The sequence below is a fragment of the Bartonella sp. TS82HLJMH genome (assembly GCF_042193495.1).
GTDB classification, from domain to species: domain Bacteria; phylum Pseudomonadota; class Alphaproteobacteria; order Rhizobiales; family Rhizobiaceae; genus Bartonella; species Bartonella grahamii.
Map to the genome: position 1 here is coordinate 1 of NZ_JBHILU010000012.1, position 20,093 is coordinate 20,093.

16 protein-coding genes and 1 tRNA gene are annotated in these 20,093 nt (G+C 38.2%); 12 read left to right on the plus strand and 5 right to left on the minus strand.

The window, feature by feature from the left end; genetic code table 11:
* Window positions 1-247: 247 nt before the first annotated feature.
* A tRNA-Gly gene (locus tag ACFIKO_RS06685) sits at window positions 248-322 on the minus strand.
* A 185-nt stretch (window positions 323-507) separates the two neighbouring features.
* Between ACFIKO_RS06685 and ACFIKO_RS06690 the strand changes: the two genes are divergently transcribed.
* The 7 genes from ACFIKO_RS06690 to ACFIKO_RS06720 all read left to right on the plus strand — a co-directional run bounded on the left by ACFIKO_RS06690 (window position 508) and on the right by ACFIKO_RS06720 (window position 8,825).
* Window positions 508-1,485: an ABC transporter substrate-binding protein gene (locus tag ACFIKO_RS06690; RefSeq protein WP_375619152.1), complete on the plus strand. Its 978-nt coding sequence runs from the start codon at window positions 508-510 to the stop codon at window positions 1,483-1,485.
* 63 nt (window positions 1,486-1,548) lie between these two features.
* Window positions 1,549-2,445 carry an ABC transporter permease gene (locus tag ACFIKO_RS06695; RefSeq protein ID WP_375619151.1) on the plus strand — a complete coding sequence of 299 codons (897 nt, stop codon included), beginning with the start codon at window positions 1,549-1,551 and terminating at the stop codon, window positions 2,443-2,445.
* Complete coding sequence (locus ACFIKO_RS06700) at window positions 2,438-3,232, plus strand: ABC transporter ATP-binding protein (protein ID WP_375619150.1); 795 nt, start codon at window positions 2,438-2,440, stop codon at window positions 3,230-3,232. The genes ACFIKO_RS06695 and ACFIKO_RS06700 overlap by 8 nt, the downstream gene beginning before the upstream one ends.
* A gap of 4 nt (window positions 3,233-3,236) precedes the next feature.
* On the plus strand, window positions 3,237-4,277 hold the full coding sequence (gene holA / locus ACFIKO_RS06705; protein WP_375673569.1) for a DNA polymerase III subunit delta: 1,041 nt from the start codon (window positions 3,237-3,239) through the stop codon (window positions 4,275-4,277).
* 1,852 nt (window positions 4,278-6,129) lie between these two features.
* Window positions 6,130-7,059, plus strand: coding sequence for a prephenate/arogenate dehydrogenase family protein (locus tag ACFIKO_RS06710; RefSeq protein ID WP_375619148.1), 930 nt, complete (start codon window positions 6,130-6,132; stop codon window positions 7,057-7,059).
* Between the two features lie 403 nt (window positions 7,060-7,462).
* On the plus strand, window positions 7,463-8,317 hold the full coding sequence (locus tag ACFIKO_RS06715) for a YihY/virulence factor BrkB family protein (RefSeq protein WP_375619147.1): 855 nt from the start codon (window positions 7,463-7,465) through the stop codon (window positions 8,315-8,317).
* Between the two features lie 31 nt (window positions 8,318-8,348).
* Window positions 8,349-8,825: a YaiI/YqxD family protein gene (locus tag ACFIKO_RS06720; RefSeq protein ID WP_375619301.1), complete on the plus strand. Its 477-nt coding sequence runs from the start codon at window positions 8,349-8,351 to the stop codon at window positions 8,823-8,825.
* A 1-nt stretch (window position 8,826) separates the two neighbouring features.
* Here ACFIKO_RS06720 and ACFIKO_RS06725 read toward each other — a convergent pair whose 3' ends face one another.
* Window positions 8,827-9,522: a TlpA disulfide reductase family protein gene (locus ACFIKO_RS06725; RefSeq protein ID WP_375619146.1), complete on the minus strand. Its 696-nt coding sequence runs from the start codon at window positions 9,520-9,522 to the stop codon at window positions 8,827-8,829.
* A 32-nt stretch (window positions 9,523-9,554) separates the two neighbouring features.
* On the opposite strand from ACFIKO_RS06725, the gene argH reads away from it, so the two are divergent.
* From argH to ACFIKO_RS06750, 5 genes are all read left to right on the plus strand, one after another.
* Window positions 9,555-10,955 (plus strand): argininosuccinate lyase, encoded by a 1,401-nt coding sequence (argH, locus tag ACFIKO_RS06730; RefSeq protein ID WP_375619145.1) that lies wholly within the window; start codon window positions 9,555-9,557, stop codon window positions 10,953-10,955.
* A 51-nt stretch (window positions 10,956-11,006) separates the two neighbouring features.
* Window positions 11,007-11,186, plus strand: coding sequence for an LPS translocon maturation chaperone LptM (locus ACFIKO_RS06735; RefSeq protein ID WP_015857071.1), 180 nt, complete (start codon window positions 11,007-11,009; stop codon window positions 11,184-11,186).
* Between the two features lie 9 nt (window positions 11,187-11,195).
* On the plus strand, window positions 11,196-12,470 hold the full coding sequence (gene lysA, locus ACFIKO_RS06740; RefSeq protein ID WP_375619143.1) for a diaminopimelate decarboxylase: 1,275 nt from the start codon (window positions 11,196-11,198) through the stop codon (window positions 12,468-12,470).
* Between the two features lie 108 nt (window positions 12,471-12,578).
* The gene (locus tag ACFIKO_RS06745) at window positions 12,579-15,008 is read left to right on the plus strand and encodes a TIGR02302 family protein (protein WP_375673570.1); all 2,430 of its coding nucleotides are present in this window, start codon (window positions 12,579-12,581) and stop codon (window positions 15,006-15,008) included.
* Window positions 15,009-15,230: 222 nt separating this feature from the next.
* Entirely contained in the window at window positions 15,231-16,001 is a 771-nt protein-coding gene (locus ACFIKO_RS06750; protein WP_273787593.1) for a class I SAM-dependent methyltransferase, read from the plus strand.
* Window positions 16,002-16,145: 144 nt separating this feature from the next.
* Here ACFIKO_RS06750 and ACFIKO_RS06755 read toward each other — a convergent pair whose 3' ends face one another.
* The 3 genes from ACFIKO_RS06755 to tsaD form a co-directional block, all read right to left on the minus strand.
* Window positions 16,146-16,826 carry a response regulator transcription factor gene (locus ACFIKO_RS06755; protein WP_375619141.1) on the minus strand — a complete coding sequence of 227 codons (681 nt, stop codon included), beginning with the start codon at window positions 16,824-16,826 and terminating at the stop codon, window positions 16,146-16,148.
* Between the two features lie 803 nt (window positions 16,827-17,629).
* Window positions 17,630-18,064, minus strand: coding sequence for an EVE domain-containing protein (locus ACFIKO_RS06760; protein ID WP_375673571.1), 435 nt, complete (start codon window positions 18,062-18,064; stop codon window positions 17,630-17,632).
* 599 nt (window positions 18,065-18,663) lie between these two features.
* Window positions 18,664-19,758 carry a tRNA (adenosine(37)-N6)-threonylcarbamoyltransferase complex transferase subunit TsaD gene (tsaD, locus tag ACFIKO_RS06765; RefSeq protein ID WP_375673572.1) on the minus strand — a complete coding sequence of 365 codons (1,095 nt, stop codon included), beginning with the start codon at window positions 19,756-19,758 and terminating at the stop codon, window positions 18,664-18,666.
* Window positions 19,759-20,093: the final 335 nt, after the last annotated feature.

A 20,093-nucleotide genomic window follows, 5' to 3' on the forward strand; every position in this document is an offset into this window, starting at 1 on the left:
CTTTAAAACTCTTTGAGAAAAAATAAATTGGTACAAAACCTAGTGGCAAAATATACAAAACCCGCTGACAAGCTACAATTGTTATCTGATAATCTAAAACCCAAATCCAATAGATGCTTCACAAGGAATTACGAATCTTAAAAAAAACTTTGAAAAAAATAAATTGGTACAAAACTTAGTGGCAAAATATACAAAACCTGCTGGCAAGCTACAGCTCCACGCAAGAACGAATAAATACAAAATTCAATGGAGCGGGCGATGGGATTCGAACCCACGACCCCAACCTTGGCAAGGTTGTGCTCTACCCCTGAGCTACACCCGCTTACCGATTCGATATATATCTTGCCTGTATGGCGTAGGCTTCTACGAATTGCAACAAAAAAATATCATTTTAGTTTGATTTATTTTGTCCATGTTTTAATAAATTGAAATAAAGATTGATTTTAGAAGATTCTTCAGTAATAGATTATTCTTTTTTTAATTTTGCATAGAGAGGGGTGGAGTGTAATGTTGAAGAGAATAAATATATTAGGGATTATCATTGTAGCTGTTTTTATGATGAACAGTGTTGCAAAAGCGGATGACCAAGTTAAACACATTAAAGTTGCACTAACACAAATTATGGTCCATCCTGCTGCGGATGCAGTTCGTAAAGGTGTGGAAGATGTTCTTGCAGAAAATGGTTATAAGCAAGGTAAAAATTTTCAACTCACCTTTTTATCAGCGCAAGGCAATATTTCAACAGCGACGCAAATTGCACGTAAATTTGTTGGTGATAAACCTGATGTTATTGTAGCAATTACCACGCCTTCAGCACAAACAATGCTTGCGGCAACAAAAACAATTCCTATCGTTTTTGCGGCGATTTCTGATCCTATAGGAGCTAAAATCGTTTCTTCGCTTACCAAACCTGGCGGTAATATGACGGGAAGTTCTGATCGTATAGATGTTGCAGAAAGTGTTAAACTTTTACAAGAAGTAAAACCAGATTTGAAAAAAATTGGTTATCTTTATAATGCTTCTGAAGCAAACTCTGTTTCAACACTTAAGGTGTTAAAGGATGCGGCAAAAAAAGTTGGAATTGAAATCATTCCTTCATCAGCACCAAAGCCTTCAGATGTTCAGGCAGCAACACGGGCTTTAATTGGTAAGGTAGATATCATTTTTATTCCTGCTGATAATACGGTTCTTTCTGTTTTAGAGGGTGCAGTAAAGGTTACACAGGAAGCAAATGTTCCTATATTTACTGTTGATGCTAATTCTATTGGACGCGGTCCTTTTATGACGCAAGGTGTGAATTTCTATGATGTAGGGGTTGATGCTGGGAAGTTGGTTGTGCGTATTCTAAAGGGTGAAAAGCCTGGTGATATTGATGTTGTGCAGGCGGCTAATAATGACATTCGAATTGATATGAAAGCAGCAGAAAAAGCGGGGATTGTTATTCCGCAGGCAGTTATTGATCGTGCGACAAAAGTGATTCAATGACGTTCATTAGATAGGGTGTTGATACAATAAAATACGTTAAGTTTTCATGGGGATTGTCTTTACATGAATATATTTGCGTTTTCTGGCGCTGTGGAATTAGGTCTTATTTATGCGTTTGTGGCTATAGGGGTTTATCTCTCTTTTCGCGTTTTGGACTTTCCTGATTTAACAGTTGATGGCTCATTTCTTCTTGGGTCTTGTGTCTGTGGTGTCTTGATTCTTTTAGGTTTTAATGCATGGGCAGCTATGGCATGTGCTTTTTGTGCAGGCATGGTAGCTGGTTTATTAACAGCTATGTTGAATTTGCGTTTTGGTATTTTGAATCTTTTGGCTTCTATTTTAACAATGTCAGCGCTCTATACGGTTAATCTTCGTATTATGGGAATTATGGGAGGATCTAATGTTAATTTAGCGCTTGCTGATACGGCGTTAACGCCCTTTTATAATCTGTTTGGTTTGTCTGATATTTTTGTGCGTCCTCTTTTCATTGGTACTGTATTGCTGGTTGTGGCGTTTTTGATTTGGCGTTTTTTGGAAAGTGAAATAGGTCTTGCTATGCGTGCAATGGGAGCTAATCCACGGATGGCTACAGCTCAAGGAGTTCATACGTCGGCGTTAATTTATTTTGGTATGGGGCTTTCAAATGCCTGTGTTGCACTTGGTGGTTCTCTTTATATTCAAACTGCGATTGCAACGGATATTACCGGTGGAATTGGAACAATTGTTTTTGGGTTGGCAGCTGTGATTATTGGTGAAACTTTATTTCGTACGCGTAATATTTTTTGGATTATAGTCAGCTGTATTGTGGGGTCTGTGCTTTATCGTGTGGCGGTGCAATTTGCATTTGAAGCACATGGAATTGGTATTGATACGTCGACAGACCTTCAGTTGATTACTTCACTGTTGGTTATTTTAACCCTTATTGTGCCACGCTATTGGAGGAGGCGTAAACGTGATTGAGTTTTCTCATGTTGGGGTTACATTTAAACCACAAACACCTTTGGAAAAACAGGCTTTAATTGATATTAACCTTAAAATTGATCAGGGTAGTTTTGTTACGGTTATCGGTTCAAATGGCGCTGGTAAATCAACTTTGCTCAGTGTTTTAGCGGGTGCAACGCTTCCCTCAACAGGGAAAGTAGTTATCAATGGGCAAAATGTTTCTAGGCAATCAGTCAGTGAACGCGCTGGAAAGGTTGCTTGTGTTTTTCAAGATTCTTTGATAGGCAGTTGTGGTTCTTTAACAATTGAAGAAAATTTGGCTCTTGCTGCTCTTCGAGGAAGTCGTCGTGGTTTGCGTTCGGCTTTAAACCATGTGAAACGGCAATTTTTTCGACAAAAAATTGCTCAATTAGGCATTGGTCTTGAAGCATATATTCATAATCCCATGGACAGTTTATCAGGTGGGCAACGCCAAGCTGTTTGCCTTGTGATGGCAACATTAGCTCATGCGGATGTTTTATTGCTTGATGAACATACCTCAGCGCTTGATCCTGGAATGGCTGATTTTGTGATGCGGTTGACTGAAAAAATCGTTAAAGATAAAAAGTTAACGACTATTATGGTGACTCATTCTATGCGTCAGGCTCTTGATTATGGCGATCGCACCTTGATGTTGCATGGTGGAAAAGTGATTTTGGATGTCTGTCATGAAGAGCGTAAGGGCTTGGATGTCAATGATTTAATTGGCATGTTTCAGAAAGTTCGCGGGGAAGTTCTTGATGATGATGAACTGTTAATGGATTAATAATGTGGTTCAGAAAAAAGCACATGAAGTTGATCAGTTTTTAACGCGTTTTTCACGTGCTTTTCCTATTGTTCTCATTTATGGGCCAGATCGTGGTCTTGTTTGTGAGCGTGCACAATGTTTTGCAAAACTTACAAAGGTAGCAATAGAAGATCCATTTTCGACAATTCGTTTAGATGCTGCTGAAATTGATAAAGATCCTGCACGTTTGGAAAATGAAGCGCGTACGTTATCGCTTTTTGGGGGAGATCGTTTGATATGGATCGCTAATGCTGCTAACCAAAAAGGTTTTCTTTCTGCCTTAAAACTTTTAATTGAGAAGCCACCAGAAGCCTGTTTTATTCTCATTGAATCAGGGGATTTAAAAAAAGGAACAGGGTTGCGCAATGCTGTTGAAACGGCGTCAAAAGCAATGGCTTTGCCCTGTTTTGCAGATGATATGCGTTCTCTTGACGGTTTGATTGATGAGGTTTTAGGGCAGTTTAAGAAGACTCTTTCTTTGGATGCACGTAGATGGTTGCATGAAAGTTTAGGGGCGGATCGCCTTGTATCACGAAGTGAATTAGAAAAGCTTTGTCTTTACGCTGCAAATGTTCATATTACTCTTGAAGATGTGAAAGCTGTTGTAAGCGATGTCAGTGCTCTTTCTCAAGATGAAGTCATTGATGCTCTTTTATTGGGCAATATATCAGGCTTTGAAGTGCATTTTAACCGACATGCAGCATTGCATGGGGCGCTTTTTTTTATTTTGAGTGCAGCACAAAGGCATTTTCAGCAATTACAGCTATTGCGTTATCAAGTAGAGGTTGAAGGAAAATCGCCTTTTACGGTGGTTTCTCAAGCACGGCCTCCCATTTTTTTTCAACGGAAAAAGACAGTTGAACAAGCTTTAAAATATTGGAAGTTAGAACAGATTTCTTATGCAATGGAAAGAATTCAGAGTGCTGTTTTAGACAGTCGTAAAAATCCACTTTTAGGTGAAGCTATCATTCGTCAAGTCTTGTTAGGGCTTACAATTATTGCACGACGCCAGATAGTAGCTTAACAGTTTAGAAATATGATGATTTTTTATTTTTTTAATATGGCAAAGAGGTATTTTCAGCAATTAAAACTGTTGTGTTATCAAGTAGAGGTTAGTTGTGGTTTTGAGGATGCTCTTGAAGAGCTTAAAAGTTTTATAGAAACTTTTCTTCAGAAAAATTATTTATCTTCGAAAGGCAGTTTTTACACCGTTTTATTATCTTGTTGTGTCGTAAAACACTGTTGGTTCGTGATATAGAGCCCAGGTAAAATTTTACGCATTCGGTGTTTTTGTGTGAGTATGTGGTGAATATTAGGCTGGTGTGTAGTGCCTTAATGGGGTAACACCCTTCAGGCAAAACAGAGCATCTCAAACAACAGAAGACACATTTATACGCTTTCTTAGCAATATTTCTCAATGCGCGTCATATCTATTTCGCGACGGCTTTTGTGAATGGTATAATGGTAAAGTGCTACGTGAAGAATATAAAATCCATAGAGCATCTCTATCTTTACGCTTAATAAAAGTGCAAGCCAGAGCAACATCATATATTTGTCTAGTCTCTAATTTGTTACAGTTTTTGGCATTAGAAAGCGTTTTGCATCATTTTTTTCTCACATGTCTTCTTGTGACGTGCAGACACGAGATTTTAATTGATAAGAGGATTTGTGATGGAAGAATTTTACCGTACTTGAAGTTATGATTCATAATTGAAAAACAATTATTATATTTATAAATCAATATATTATAGATTAATTTAATCACTTAAAATAGTGAATCAGTGGAACCTTTTAGACAAGAAAATGAATTGTTTGCAGATCGGTATGAATTAAGAATCTTCGTGGGATGAGGAGAAATAAAAATAGATTATGATGAAAACGACAGTACCTATGGGGAGACTTTTATGTTTGATACAGAGATGATTATCTTAGCAATGAAGGTGTCTCATAAACAGAGCAAGCCATTGTTTATTATTAATAACTCATCATTTTTCATATTGAATCAATCAAAACGATGTTTTTTGCACGTCATAAGTGGGGGGCGTGTGGATAAAAACTGTGCAAGAAAGCACTAAAAATGCCTCTTATAAATGCTCTCAAATTCCAAGGGTTTTTGCAACATTTGGGGGTAGGGATATATAATGATAGTGTTTTATTAAGTGTGAAGATGGTCGTGCTTAATGGATTTATAGTTATAATATTTACGAACACTGTCGTGAGATAGGCTGGGGGGAGAGATGTCTTTTTAAAACAAACGCATGAATTTGTAATCCAAATCTATTCTGTTAAAGCGTTTTGTTTTACGTGAGGCGTGTGACTCCATTAAAGGGATGTTTGGTGTTTTGTTATCAAGCTTTTTCTTTATTGAGAGGGCGTGTTTTTCTCATATTTATTTAATTTACGGTATCAGGAATCGGGAGAGGAAAATGTTTTTAATGGTATTTTTTGTATGCGTTGTTTTACGGTGTTTTCAATATTCACAAAACTTGTGTTGATGTTGTAGGTAGAGGCGTAATACGTTCTTATATAGGTCTAATGTACAAATTAATGAACGTATCGGGATAATTGGGAAAGAGTTGGTGTCTGCTTACGCTTTTGATGTGTTTTTTGTGAGTAATTTAGTAAGATAAAGTAAACTGATGAGATTTTATGTAGAGTCGTTGTTATCTTAATTGAGAGTGCATTTAATTTTTGTTTCAGTGATGCGCTTTGATCAGTAACTAAGTGGGAGTTTTAGAGCGTGATGTTAGATTTCTCGTCATTTATTTTTTATGTGTTTTCTATGTAAAAGGATCTGTTGTCAGCTTGTGCAGGTGATGATTGGTAAACTGCGTTATTCTTTATTGCCATTTGCAAAGAATCTTTGAAGGTGAAAGATGCCCCATATTCAATTTGAAAAAATAGCACTCATTGGAATCGGTCTGATTGGGTCTTCTTTAGCAAGAGTTATTAAAAAGAAAAATCTTGCGGCTCAGATTTCTATTGCAACGCGTCGTTCAGAAACTCTGAAAAGAGCGCGTGAATTGGAGCTTGGGGACTTTTATACGACAGATAATGCAAAAGCTGTTGAAGGAGCAGATTTGATTATTATTTCTGTTCCTGTTGGGGCTAGTGCAGAAGTAGCAAAAAACATTCGTGATCATTTAAAACCTAGAGCGATTGTGAGTGATGTTGGTTCTACGAAAGCGTTGGTTATTGCGGAAATGGCACCTTTGTTGCCAAAAACGGTTCATTTTATTCCAGGGCATCCAATTGCTGGAACAGAATATTCAGGACCGGATGCTGGTTTTGCTGATTTATTTATGAATCGTTGGTGTATTTTAACGCCTTTTGCTGAGAGTGATGCTACTGCTGTCGCACAATTAACAGCGTTTTGGGAAGCTTGTGGTGCGCGTGTCGAAAAGATGGATCCTAAACACCATGATCTTGTTTTGGCTATTGTTTCGCATTTGCCGCATTTGATTGCTTATAATACTGTCGGGACAGCGAGTGATTTAGAAAAAGTGACAAATTCAGAAGTCATTGCTTATTCCGCTTCCGGTTTTCGTGATTTCACGCGTTTAGCATCTTCTGATCCTGTTATGTGGCGTGATATTTGTTTGCATAATAAGGATGCTATTTTAGAAATGTTGAGCCGTTTTAGTGAGGGGCTTGCTTTTTTAGAGCAGGCAATTCGTTTAGGAGATGGTGAGACATTGTTTAACTTTTTTACACGTACGCGTGCTGTACGTCGCAATATTATTGATGCTGGACAGGAAATTGATGCTCCTGATTTTGGACGTCAGAGTGTTTCTAAAAAAGGGTGAGTAAAAGCAAGATTTTTTGTTGAATTTCATTGGTTTTTTCTAGAAATCGATAAGAAGTTTTTTCTCTATTCAGTCATAAATTACAATAAAAAAGAGTGGAGATTGCTTTTATACAGATAACCATGACTTCAAAAGGTTTTATGTGTGCAAGATTATCGTGCTTAGCTTTCTATAGGGCATGTGATGTACAGAAGAGGTTACGGATCTATAGAAGAGACAAAAAAATGAAGTCGCTGTAGAATTTCATATAGTGAGTTTGAGTTTTAGTATAAAGTCAGGCTTGACCGTATTGATTATTGCCCTTTATATTGCAAAATTGGGAAATGTTTGTTTGCAGAGTTTTGATGATTTTTATAAAGCTTGAAATAGACAGAGGAAGAGTTTTACCAGAAAGTATTGAGATTTGTTAAGAAATATCTTTTGGTATAGCTATCGTATCCTTGTTGATGCAGTAAGCCATTATTGGCGTGATAACGGGAGTGCTTTTGCAAGCCATGTCGCGCTCTCTGGGCTTTTAGCATTTTTCCCTTTTTTTATTTTTGGAACTTCTCTTGCCAGTTTTCTTGGTGCTTTTACATATACACCGCAAAAAATCAAAGCTTTGGTGCAGTTATTACCAGATGTCATTGCAGAGCCTTTATCTCAGGAAATTATCAATGTTTTAACCATACAGCGGGGAGGAGTGTTGACAGTTTCTGTCATTGGGGCGGCTTATTTTGCCTCTAATGGGATAGAAGCGTTACGTACAGCTTTAAATAGAGCTTATCGTGTTGTTGATCGGCGTAGCTTGTTGTTTTGTCGTTTTCAAAGTTTGTTTTTTGTGATTCTTGGAGCTATTGGTCTTATTGTGATCAGCGTTTTGTTGATTTTAACACCTCTGCTTATCAAGATTATGCAAAATCATTCTTTTTTCATTACAGAATATATCGGTTTCATTCGTCTATGGCGTTACATAATCGCAGCGGTTGTTCTCTTCGTAAGCCTTTTGATTGTTCATAAATGGCTACCAGCAGAGCGGCGGAAGTTTATAGATATTTTACCAGGAATTGTACTGACAATGTTTGTATGGTTTATGGCTTCAATTGCTTTTGCTCAATATTTAACAATGTTTGATTATATTTCTACCTATGCAGGGTTAGCATCTATTATGGTTGCTATTATTTTTCTTTACATATTGAGTGCTATTTTTATTTTGGGAGGAGAAATAAACGCGGCGATAATGTTTTATCGCAAGCATTTGCAACATTCAGATGAATGAAAGAACTTAACTATTGCGTGAAAGCCAAGGTATGAATATCCCAATAAAGCCTGCTATCACTTTGTTGATTGATGCGGATGCTTGTCCTGTAAAAGATGAAGTTTATCGTGTGATGAATCGTTATCAGCTTAAGACATTTGTTGTGGCAAATCGTTTTTTGTCCCTTCCAGATGAAGCACTCATTGAAAGAGTGGTCGTTGCTGGTGAATTCAATTGTGCTGATGATTGGATCGTAGAACATGTGCATGAGGCAAGTATTGTTATTACCAGTGATATTCCTTTAGCAGCACGGGTTGTGCAAGCTGGGGGTTTTTGTCTTTCGCCAACGGGGCGTATTTTTGATGTAAATTCAATTGGTCAAGCTTTGGCGATGCGCAATTTGATGGAAGATTTGCGGGGACAGGGCAGTATAACAGGTGGTCCCCGCTCTTTTTGTCGTAAAGACCGTTCTGCTTTTTTATCAGCATTGGATCTCGTTATACAACGTTTAAAACGGTGCGGTTATTAGGTTATAGAGCTTCTTTTATAATAGCTTTTATAAGTGCTTTGGCATCGTCATTGGCCCATGGAGCTGCACCATTGAAGGAAGCAATGAGATATCCCCCTTTATCGATGAGAAATGTAATGGGGAGTCCTAAAGCAAGCCCCTGTTTTCTAACATTGTTGAAAATATCCATTGTTTCATCGCGATAGTAAAGCAAATTATCCGCATGAATATTCTGTAAAAATTGCTGAATTTTTTCAGGAGAAGCAGTTTTATCGATATTAATAGCTATGACATCAAAGTTTTCTCCACCTAATTCATGTTTTAATTGCGCAAGTTCTGGCATTTCTGTGCGGCAAGGTGCACACCAACTAGCCCATAGATTGACCAGCATCGGTTTTCCAGTAAATTCGCTGAGTGTGTGCTCTTTTCCTTGAATATCCTTGAAAGAGAGTTTCTTCATATCTGAGGGCGTATCAGCAAATCGTATGTGGCTAAAAAAGCCTTTTGCTGCTTTTCGGATCGCCATCGTTTTTTCTGCTCGTGTTTTGTCAATGTTTATTTTTTGTGCTTTTGCTGCTGAAATGAAATTGAAAAGGAAAAACTCTCTTTTGTTATCGTAGTTTATGGTTGCGTATAAACTCAATGCAATGATAAAGAATGCAAGGAAGAATTGCCTTTTTTTATTGTTTTTTTCGCTGATGAAAATTTGAGAAATCATAATTTTGTCCTTTGTATGGGTGTTATCAGAATATGACAGACGAGAAGTTAAAGAACCAAATGTGGGGTGGGCGGTTTGCGGCAGGTCCTTCTGCAATTATGGAAGAAATTAATGCCTCAATTGATTTTGATCAAAAACTTTATCGACAAGATATTGAAGGTTCCCTTTCTCATGCGGCTATGTTAGCGCAAACGAAAATCATTTCACAATCAGATTATAAAAAAATTGTTCATGGTTTGAAACTTATTCGCCAAGAAATTGAAGACGGTAAATTTGTTTTTTCACGAAAGCTTGAAGATATTCATATGAATATTGAAGCGCGGTTGAGCGAATTGATTGGTCCTGTCGCAGGGCGTTTGCATACGGCGCGTTCACGCAATGATCAAGTTGCTGTTGATTTTCGCTTGTGGGTGCGTGAAGCAACGCAAAAGATAGCACAAGCTTTAAAAGGATTGATAGAGCAATTACTTATTCGAGCAGAACAACATGTTGATACCTTTATGCCAGGCTTTACGCATTTACAATTGGCTCAACCGTTAACATTTGGCCATTATATGATGGCTTATGTTGAAATGTTTGGTCGAGATTTATCGCGGATGCGTGATGCCATTGAGCGCATGAATGAATCGCCTTTAGGGGCGGCTGCTTTAGCGGGGACAGGCTTTCCAATTGACCGTTTTATGACAGCAAAAGCGCTAGGCTTTCGAGAACCTACACGCAATTCGATTGATAGTGTTTCGGATCGTGATTTTGCATTGGAATTTTTAAGCGCTGGCGCTCTTTGTGCAACACATCTTTCACGTTTAGCAGAAGAAATAATTCTTTGGTCAAGTGAACAGTTTTATTTTATTCGTTTATCAGATGCTTTTTCAACGGGTTCCTCTATTATGCCGCAAAAGAGAAATCCTGATGCTGCCGAACTTGTGCGGGCTAAAGTAGGACGGTTGAATGGCGCATTGATGGGGCTGTTAACGGTGATGAAAGGGTTACCCCTTGCTTATTCAAAGGATATGCAAGAAGATAAAGAATATGTGTTTGATGGGGCTTTGAGTTTGGAATTATCACTAGCAGCAATGACAGGGATGATTGCTGATTTGAAAGTTAATAAAGAAGCTATGAAACAAGTCGCTGATTCTGGCTATGCAACAGCTACAGATTTTGCTGATTGGCTTGTACGCGAATCAGGGATTCCTTTTCGCGAAGCACATCATATCACAGGGTGTGCTGTGGCATTGGCAGAAAAAAAACAGTGTCGCCTTCAGGATTTATCATTAGATGAACTTCAAGCAATTTGTCCTAATATCAATGCGACACTTTTTGATGTTTTGACCGTTGAAAAATCTGTTGAAAGTCGCAAAAGCTTTGGGGGAACAGCACCTTCAGAGGTTCTTCGGCAAATTGCGTATTGGAAAAAGCGTCTTGTGAGCGCTTGAGTGATTGTATTTTAAAGGTAAAAAAGAGATCGAGATGAGGAAAGAGGACAGATGAAAATTATATTAAAGGGGTTGATGATTGTCCTTTTAGGAGGCGTTTGTGTCGCTGGGTGTGGGCGTAAAGGGTCATTGGAAATGCCTCTTACAAGTGTGGAAAAGTCTGTGCAAGGAACATCTGTTACTCAAAGTGAAGATGATAAACCTTTTATTCTTGATCGTTTGATAAAGTAGGAGGAAAGTGTGGATTTTTTCTCTTACCATCAGGGGATGCTTCATGCTGAGGGTTGTTCACTTGCTGTTCTTGCGCAGGAGGTGGGGACTCCTTTTTATTGTTATTCCGCCAATGCATTGGTTACACGTTTTAAAGACTATAAAAAGGCATTTCAAGGGATTCCTAGTCTGCTTGCTTATGCGGTTAAAGCCAATTCTAATCAAGCAGTTTTACGGCTTTTAGCGAACAATGGAGCGGGAGCTGATGTGGTCTCAGAAGGGGAATTACGGCGCGCCCTTGCTGTTGGTATTCCGGCACATCGTATTGTTTATTCTGGTGTTGGTAAAACCATGAGAGAGATAGATTTTGCTCTTGCTCAGGATATTTATTGTTTTAACGTTGAATCAGAGCCGGAACTTGAACAGTTATCTCAACGTGCTGTTGCGCTTTCAAAGATAGCACGTGTTTCATTGCGCATTAATCCAGATGTTGATGCAAAGACTCATAAGAAAATTACAACAGGAAAATCTGAAAATAAATTTGGTATTCCATTGTTGTTGGCAAGAGAGGCTTATAAAAAAGCGGACTCTTTACCTGGATTGCAGGTTTGCGGTATTGATATGCATATTGGCAGTCAGATTTGTGACTTAAAGCCATTTGAAGAGGCATTCTTTCTTATTGCAGATTGTGTGCGTCAATTGTGGAGTGATGGCTATGCAATAACGCATATAGATATCGGTGGTGGGCTTGGTATTGCCTATGGTTGTGAACAACATACTGTACCTTCTCCTTTTGATTATGCTGCGCTGGTAAAGAAATATATTGCTCCTTTGGGGATTAATATTGTTGTGGAGCCGGGGCGGAGTATTGTGGGGCAAGCTGGTGTACTGATGACATCTGTTCTCTATTTAAAAAAGGGACAAGGGAGGAATTTTGTTATTGTAGATGCGGCGATGAATGATCTGATGCGTCCAACGCTTTATGATGCTTGGCAGAATGTCGTCCTTGTGAAAAAAGTAGCAAAAGACGCTCCTTTTATTCGTGCAGATATTGTTGGTTCTGTTTGTGAGACTGGCGATTATTTAGCATTAGATCGTTACTTGCCGATTTTGGCACCTGGTGATCTTTTAGCAATTACGCAAGCTGGAGCTTATGGTGCTGTGATGGCGAGTACTTATAACAGCCGACTTTTGGTCCCAGAAGTTCTCGTTCAAGATACGTGTTATGCGGTTATTCGTCCACGTCTTGATTATGCTCAATTGATGGGATGTGATCATATTCCTGATTGGGTTGAGCATTCTTAAGTGTTTTTGGTCTTATTTTTACTAAACTTTGATGAAACTTCTAGAAATTGTCTTGTATGGGGTTTATGATCTTAATGCACCACGATAAAAGGGGATAAATGCTTGTTTATGAAAAATAAAAACATCAAAGGCTTTGCAATGAAGCTTTTGGGTGTGCGCATTTTGATGTGGGTAATCCTTTCATTTGAACGGATGTGGGTACGGTTGTTGCCATTTTTCCTCGTTGTTAGTCTCTTTTGTTCGTTTAGCTGGTTGGGACTTTTTGGTATTTTGGGCTATTGGTCACATTTGCTCTTACTTGGGGTTATACTTGTTTGTGCTGGGGCGAGTTTATTTTTTCTTATTCGTTTTCGTTTTCCCACAATACGGGAAGTGAATTGCCGTCTTGAACGCGTCAATAATCTTAGACACCAGCCTTTGAATACTCAGACAGATCGTTTATGTTCTGAAAATGATGAAGATTTTAGTGCTGTTATTTGGCGTGAACATAAACGTCGAATGGCAAAACAATTATACCATTTAAAAACAGGATTTATCTCTCTTAATAGTGCGAATTATGATCCTTTGGCTTTGAGGGCTTTGTGTGTTCTTCTTTTTGTGTGCTCTTTTAGTTTTTCTTTTGGTTCACAAGGGGGGCGTTTGGCTGATGCCTTTGATTTTCGTCCTGTTGTTGATGAAAAATTCATGCGGATTGATGCTTGGGTAACACCACCTGCTTATACCGGTGTGGCACCGATTTATTTGACAAAAGATGAGAAAACACAACTAGAAATCCCTGAAGGGAGTAATGTTGTTGTGCGTGTTGTCAATGGGGCTGGCGTTACAGTAAAAGCAAAGTCTGTAGAAGATGGGAGGGAAGTTTCGTTTTCAGAGAAAACGGAACAAACAGCTTTGAATGATCCAATCGCTCATTTTGAAACACATTTAAAGCATTCAATGAATTTATTTGTATCATCACGTCGTAAAAAACAGCAGTGGCATTTGCAGATGATCAAGGACACGCTTCCGACAATTCATTGGCTGGAAAAACCAGGGCGGATTTTAACGGGATCGTTAGAGTTACGATATGTGGTGGATGATGATTATGGTGTGACAAAGGCTTTTGTTGAAATAGAGCCTTTTCTTTCTCAGAACAAAAGTGCTTCTTCTCTTTATAATGCTCCGGAAATAGAGCTTCTTCTTCCGCGTGGTGGAAAGGGGAAAATGCGGATGGTGCAAGATATATCAGCGCATCCATGGGCAGGTTCGCAAGTCAAAATTACTTTGGTGGCAGAAGATGGTGCCGGGCAGAAAGGGCGTAGCAAAACTTTTGTTATGACATTACCGCAACACGTTTTTTCAAATCCTGTTGCGCGTGCGGTGAGTGAATTGCGTCGTTTATTAGCGCTTGACGCTTCTGCGAGAGAGCGTGTATTGGATATGCTTTCTGCTTTGCTTGTGCGTCCAGAAAAAGGTTTGCAAAATTTGAAGCATTTTCTTGTTCTACAAAGTGCGTGGACAAGACTTTCTTTAGCGCAAACAGAAGAGGATTTGCGTGGTGTGGTGGATTATTTATGGCAAATTGCTTTGGGTATTGAAGATAATCAGCTTGAATCGGTGCAAAAAAATTTAAAACAAGCACAAGCTGCTTTACGTGATGCATTGCGTTACGGTGCTTCAGCGGCAGAAATTGAACGGCTTATGTCAGATTTACGTCAAGCTATGGATGAGTATATTCGTGCTTTGGCTGAAAAAGCACCAGATAGTCAAGTTTCTAAAAATTCTAAAAGCTCAAAAAGCCCCAATCTTTCTGAAGCTACATTACAAGAAAAGCTAAATTTAATTGAGGAAATGGCTAAAACGGGCTCTTCTTTAGCAGCTGAACAACTCTTAGCGGAAGTTGAACAAACGCTTGATCATTTGCATGTGCAAAAAGGCAATCAAAATGAGGGAGAAAAAAGCCAATCTGCACAAATGAAAGAAAAGATGGATCAGCTTGGAGATTTAATGCGTCGTCAACAAGAAATTCTCAATGAAACATATCAGTTAGAGATGGAACAAAAACGCGGAGAAAATGTGCCGGAAACACAGAAAAAATCTTTAAAAAAACGTCAAGCTGAATTGCAGTCTGAATTATCAACATTAGAAAAAGAATTATCAGAACAAGGATTTGAAACAGGGGGTGCATTGAAAAGAGCAGAAGAAAAAATGAATTCTGCGGAAAATGCTCTTGATAATGGAAATCATCAGGTATCTATACAAAATCAGTCTGATGCTTTGGAATCTTTGAGGCAAGGTGCACAGAATGTTTTGAAAAAAATGCGCGAAACACTCAAAGAAACGGGAAATGATCAAAATGCTGATTCTGGTCCTAAAGATCCGTTAGGACGTCCACTTTCTTCAAAAACAGATGAAGAACAAGAAGGTGAGGCACTACTGCAAGAAAGTGATCAAATGCGTACGCGGCAGATTTTGGATGAAATTCGCAAACGTCTTGGTAAAGAGCATATTCCAGAAGAAGAAAAAAACTATCTTGAAAGATTGCTTCATTTTAATTAACCAGTGTTGGCTTTTTTCTTAATTGATGTCAGAAACAGTGTACGAAGAACCTCTAAGGGGCTCATCTTCAAGAAAATGATTAAAGCGCTTGTGACGCAATAATCATCTTGCTGTACTGATTTTTTGATCATTTAAGTTTAAAATATGAAATATTGAAATGTTCGCTATTGCGGAAAGAGAGCAGAAGTCCATATAAGTTGGGTATATGAAAATCTGTAATGTTTGAAATTTGTTTCTACATGGTATGTTGAGTTGGATATCGTTACGCTGAAAGATTTTTATGCTTCTGCACTTGGGCTGCGTGTACAAAAGACGCTGTGTGACCAATTGAATTTATGGTGGCCTGATCTTACGGATAAACGAATTATGGGGTTGGGTTATGCGCTTCCTTATCTTTCTACATTGCGTGAGCGTGCCCAACAATGTTTTGCTTTTATGCCAGCTTCCCAGGGTGCTTCACCCTGGCCTTGTGCTGAACAGGTTGCTACAGCGCTTGTTTTTGAAGAAGATTTGCCGCTTCCTGATGCGTCAGTTGATTGTATTTTATTAGTACATGCATTAGAATACACAGAAAATTCATTTGAAACGTTGAATGAAATATGGCGTGTTTTAGCACCCAATGGCCACTTGATCGTTATTGTACCTAATCGCTCTGGCTTTTGGGCGCGCAATATTACTACGCCCTTTGGTTATGGCGAGCCTTATAGTCGGCAACAAATTACTCGTTTGTTCGAAAAAACAAATTTTGTTTCTGGGCCAATACAAGAAATTGTACATTATATGCCCTCTACGGGTTATGTTTCGCGGTTGTTCTCATTTTTTTATGAGCCATTTGCACGCTATCTTTTGCCTTATTTTGGGGGACTCTTAATGTGTCAGGCACAAAAACGTGTTTATCAGGGTTTGCTGGTACAGCGTCGTCAATCGCGACGTGTTTTTATTCCTGCTTTATCTCCACAAGTGAGAAATATTTTAATTTATAAAGATAATTAATCATTTTGCCATTGGCATAAGAACCGCAAATATAGAAGGATTTTCTTATTTCAATTTTTGCACATTATATGTGAAGGTTTTTTTCATCTCGTTTTTGTTTTTATTTAAGATACTAAAATTATTTTTGAAACAGTAAATCTCGAATTAAAGATTTAAACGATAACCATTTTGATCTGTCATGAGAATTTGTGCATTGGAGGGATTTTTTTCGATTTTTTGTCGCAAACGATAGATATGGGTTTCTAAAGTATGGGTGACAATATTTTCATTATAACCCCAAACTTGTTCTAACAATGTTTCACGGCTGACAATTTTATCATTGGCATAATAGAGACATTTAAGAATTGCTGCTTCTTTTTCTGTGAGACAGATTTTATTGTTGCATTGATCAAGAAGAAGTTTTTGTCTTAGTTTAAAAGTATAGGGGCCAATATGAAAGGTTGCGTCTTCATTTTGTTCATATTGGCGCAACTGTGCTCGAATTCTCGCTAATAACACCGCAAAGCGAAAGGGTTTTGTTACATAATCATTGGCGCCTGTTTCAAGATCTAAAATATTATCGCAGTCTGTATCATAATTTGTTATCATGATAATGGGGGCGCGAAATCCTTGGGTGCGTAATTGTTTCACGGCTTTGCAACCATCAAGATCAGGAAGTTCAAGTCCCAAAATAGCAAGATCAATATTTTCTTCTTGGATTATTTTCATTCCCTCTTCTGCTGTTTTTGCTTGGAAAATTTCAAACTCTTGATGCATTTGCAATTGTTCTACTAAAACGGGGCGTAGATCGTCGTCTTCAACAATTAAAAGAGTATAGTGGTTCATGTTTTTCCTTATAGGCATGTTAATGCACTGATTAGTAAAGAGTAGTTTCGTGAAAAATGAGATTTCATGCAAGAAAAATTAAAAGAGGAAAATTAAAAAAGCGCGTTTCTAAAAAATACACTTTATATAATTTCTATGGTTGCTTGCTGAAAAGAAGGTATTTCCGTCTGCAGAGTGTTTTACGTATTGGTTGGAAGCGTTTTTTATGCTTTAGAACGTGTTTTAGCCATTGAGTGTTATCATCTTTACGCTTATGGAGAAACAAAGTCGGCACTATCATACACTTTGCCAGCTCGTGGGTGTTGTGGACAGTTTTTGGCATTTTAGACTCTTCATAAGAGGAATTTTTAGTCCTTTCTTTCACGTTTTTTATCTATACGGGACTTTTCCCGCTTGTAATGTGCAAGAAAATAGCTTTTGATTGATTCAATATAAACAGGTTTGGAATGAGAGAATCCTGCGGTATGAGGGGCTCTCATCCACATGCAAAACAATGAACACTCAATATGATGCGTTTTTAAGCGTGTTTTAAGCATGAGGAGAACTGTGCAACACCTAACACATATCCACTGTTTAGGAGAATTTCACGGTCATTTTTATTGTTTTTTATCCACGTTCAGTTTTGTTTTTTCGTTGCATTTGTGTGCGAGGGGGTTTTGTGTGTGATGTTCGTGGTGTTGCTTATTATAATCGTTGAGTAAGCTTTTCCTTTAGCAATGCTGAAAAGATGCATCATAAAGAGATTTTTTGTGCAACGCTATGAAGTATCTTTTTATATGAGTTAATGAATAAAAATTATTGTTTTAAGATACAAGCATTTCCCTCTTAAGGTTGCCCATCAAACAAACTTCTTTCCATTCATCTTCTGTCACGGGTTGTACTGATAAGCGGCTGGCTTTAACCAGTACCATATTTGCTAGTTTGGGATTGGCTTTAATTTGTTTTAATGAAACAGGTCTTGGCATGTCACAAAGTGCACGGATATCCACACATTCCCAGCGTGGATCAGAGCTTGTAGAATCAGGGTGTGCTTCAGCACATATTTCTACAATGCCTACAATTTCTAAACCTTTATTTGAGTGATAAAAAAAACCTTTATCGCCATATTTCATGGCGCGCATATTATTACGGGCTTGATAATTGCGTACACCATCCCATTGTTCGCCATCAGCTCCTTTTTTCTTTTGCATCTCCCATGACCATTTATGGGGTTCAGATTTAAAAAGCCAATAAGCCATGAGTTCTCCTTTTTCATAGACTGTTATGCATTCATCATGTGCATTTTTGTAACACCATCAACGATGATTTTTAAAATGAGGTAAAGAATGGGCATTATCTGTTTTTTCTTGTTTCAAAATAACGTGTAGCAGAGAAACGCGATCCATTGATATTTCATGTTGTATAAAGGTATTTTGCTCTTTGCTTATCTTTTCAGCTATGGTTTGAAATGCGGTCACTATAAGAGTTTTTTGGAGAAAATTAAGAAAATTGATTCTAAAAAGCTTTAAGATTACAACGGCAATGAAACGAATAGATGATCAAAGATGATGAGATCAAAGAATGGCTTTCATATCTATGCTTCGTGGGAGGGAGTAGATCTTATTATGCCGTAAAATACCGCTATTTGAAGTCTAATGATATAAGGCAGTTTTTTGAAACATGAAATTTTTTAGAATGTGTGGTGAATATTTAGGTTTGCGTGTCAAGCTTTGGGTTAAGTGAATTGTGTGAGTGGGAAGCAGGTGGATTCCGGTCGATAGGGAATTCGGACTATCTACAGACCGGATTGAGTAGAAATCTTCGTTCTTTAAGATGTGTGTGGGGGACGTCAGTTTTACTATGCTTTTGTTCCACGGCGTCCCATCCCGATCAAGGGCATGGCTTTTTCATCTAATGGCCAGCGTGAGCGGGGTGCAATCTCAAGAGAGCTTGTTTCTCCTCGTGCGAGTTTTTGTGCACCGGCAAAAGCAATCATTGCAGCATTATCGGTACACAAGGAAAGAGGAGGAGCTATAAATTCAAAACCATGTTGATGGGCAAGTTCTTGCAATGTAGAGCGAATGGCTTGGTTTGCGGCAACACCGCCTGCGACAACTAAAGCAGGAGAACGCCTTTCTTGATCATGAGAGAGAGGATATTGGTGGGTAAAGTGTTGTAGGGCTAGGTGAATACGATCATGTAGTGTATCGGTCACGGCGGCTTGAAAACTTGCGGCAATGTCAGCAATATCATTTTCCGTAAGAGGAGCTATGGCTGTTGCGGCTTGTCGAACAGCAGTTTTGAGTCCTGAAAAAGAAAAATCTAACCGTTTTTCACCTTTTAAAGGGCGTGGAAGGGGGATGCGATTTTTATCACCAAATAAAGCTGCTTTTTCAAGCGCTGGTCCACCAGGATAAGGAAGACCTAAAAGTTTTGCAGTTTTATCAAAGGCTTCTCCTAATGCATCATCAATGGTGGTTCCTAAACGTTGGTAGTTGCCTACTCCATGAACAATGATTGTTTGTGTATGACCTCCTGAAACTAAAAGTAATAAATAAGGAAAGCTGACGTTGTGCGTTAACACAGCTGTTAAAGCATGTCCCTCTAAGTGATTTACCGCAATAAATGGTTTGCCAGTGGCAAGAGAGAGTGCTTTTGCGCTCATAACGCCTACCAACAATCCTCCTATCAAACCTGGTCCACTGGTGGCTGCAATGCCATCAATATCTTTTAACTTTGTGTTAGCTTCTGTTAGTGCTTGCAGAATTAAATGATCAAGAACTTCAATATGGGCACGAGCAGCAATTTCAGGAACAACACCGCCGTAAGGTGCATGGTGATCAATTTGGCTCCAAACAACATTGGAAAGAATTCGGCTGTTTGATTCATTGTTATATTCAACGACAGCCGCTGCCGTTTCATCACAACTTGTTTCTATTCCCAGCAGACGCATTTTAAACAAAACCTTATATTGAAGCTTCTTTCTTGTGTGCGTATCATGAACAGAAAAAGATGCAAAGTGTTTCTCTTAGAATTGATTTTTCTATGAAAAAATATGTGTTTTGGCATTTTCTTTGAATTTCATGATATTGTTTATTAAAAAGTAAAGCTGTATTTTTGAGTATAAAACGCAAATGTGTTTTTTAAAACTTGTCTATTAAATTCTATAATTGTAAATATTATTGAGAAAAATGAGATTTGGAAAATTTCTATAAAGTTATACTCTTTATAAAAAGAATGTAAAGCAAATGAAGATATTTGAGAAAAGCTTCATTTTTAAAACTTTTT

What these genes read in the sequence shown, in the direction of transcription:
- ACFIKO_RS06755 (WP_375619141.1), bottom strand. Translation starts at nt 16,826, where the DNA reads ATGAACCACTATACTCTTTTAATTGTTGAAGACGACGATCTACGCCCC.
- ACFIKO_RS06710 (WP_375619148.1), top strand. Translation starts at nt 6,130, where the DNA reads ATGCCCCATATTCAATTTGAAAAAATAGCACTCATTGGAATCGGTCTG.
- argH (WP_375619145.1), top strand. Translation starts at nt 9,555, where the DNA reads ATGACAGACGAGAAGTTAAAGAACCAAATGTGGGGTGGGCGGTTTGCG.
- ACFIKO_RS06695 (WP_375619151.1), top strand. Translation starts at nt 1,549, where the DNA reads ATGAATATATTTGCGTTTTCTGGCGCTGTGGAATTAGGTCTTATTTAT.
- ACFIKO_RS06690 (WP_375619152.1), top strand. Translation starts at nt 508, where the DNA reads ATGTTGAAGAGAATAAATATATTAGGGATTATCATTGTAGCTGTTTTT.
- ACFIKO_RS06760 (WP_375673571.1), bottom strand. Translation starts at nt 18,064, where the DNA reads ATGGCTTATTGGCTTTTTAAATCTGAACCCCATAAATGGTCATGGGAG.
- ACFIKO_RS06725 (WP_375619146.1), bottom strand. Translation starts at nt 9,522, where the DNA reads ATGATTTCTCAAATTTTCATCAGCGAAAAAAACAATAAAAAAAGGCAA.
- ACFIKO_RS06745 (WP_375673570.1), top strand. Translation starts at nt 12,579, where the DNA reads ATGAAAAATAAAAACATCAAAGGCTTTGCAATGAAGCTTTTGGGTGTG.
- ACFIKO_RS06720 (WP_375619301.1), top strand. Translation starts at nt 8,349, where the DNA reads ATGAATATCCCAATAAAGCCTGCTATCACTTTGTTGATTGATGCGGAT.
- tsaD (WP_375673572.1), bottom strand. Translation starts at nt 19,758, where the DNA reads ATGCGTCTGCTGGGAATAGAAACAAGTTGTGATGAAACGGCAGCGGCT.
- ACFIKO_RS06735 (WP_015857071.1), top strand. Translation starts at nt 11,007, where the DNA reads ATGAAAATTATATTAAAGGGGTTGATGATTGTCCTTTTAGGAGGCGTT.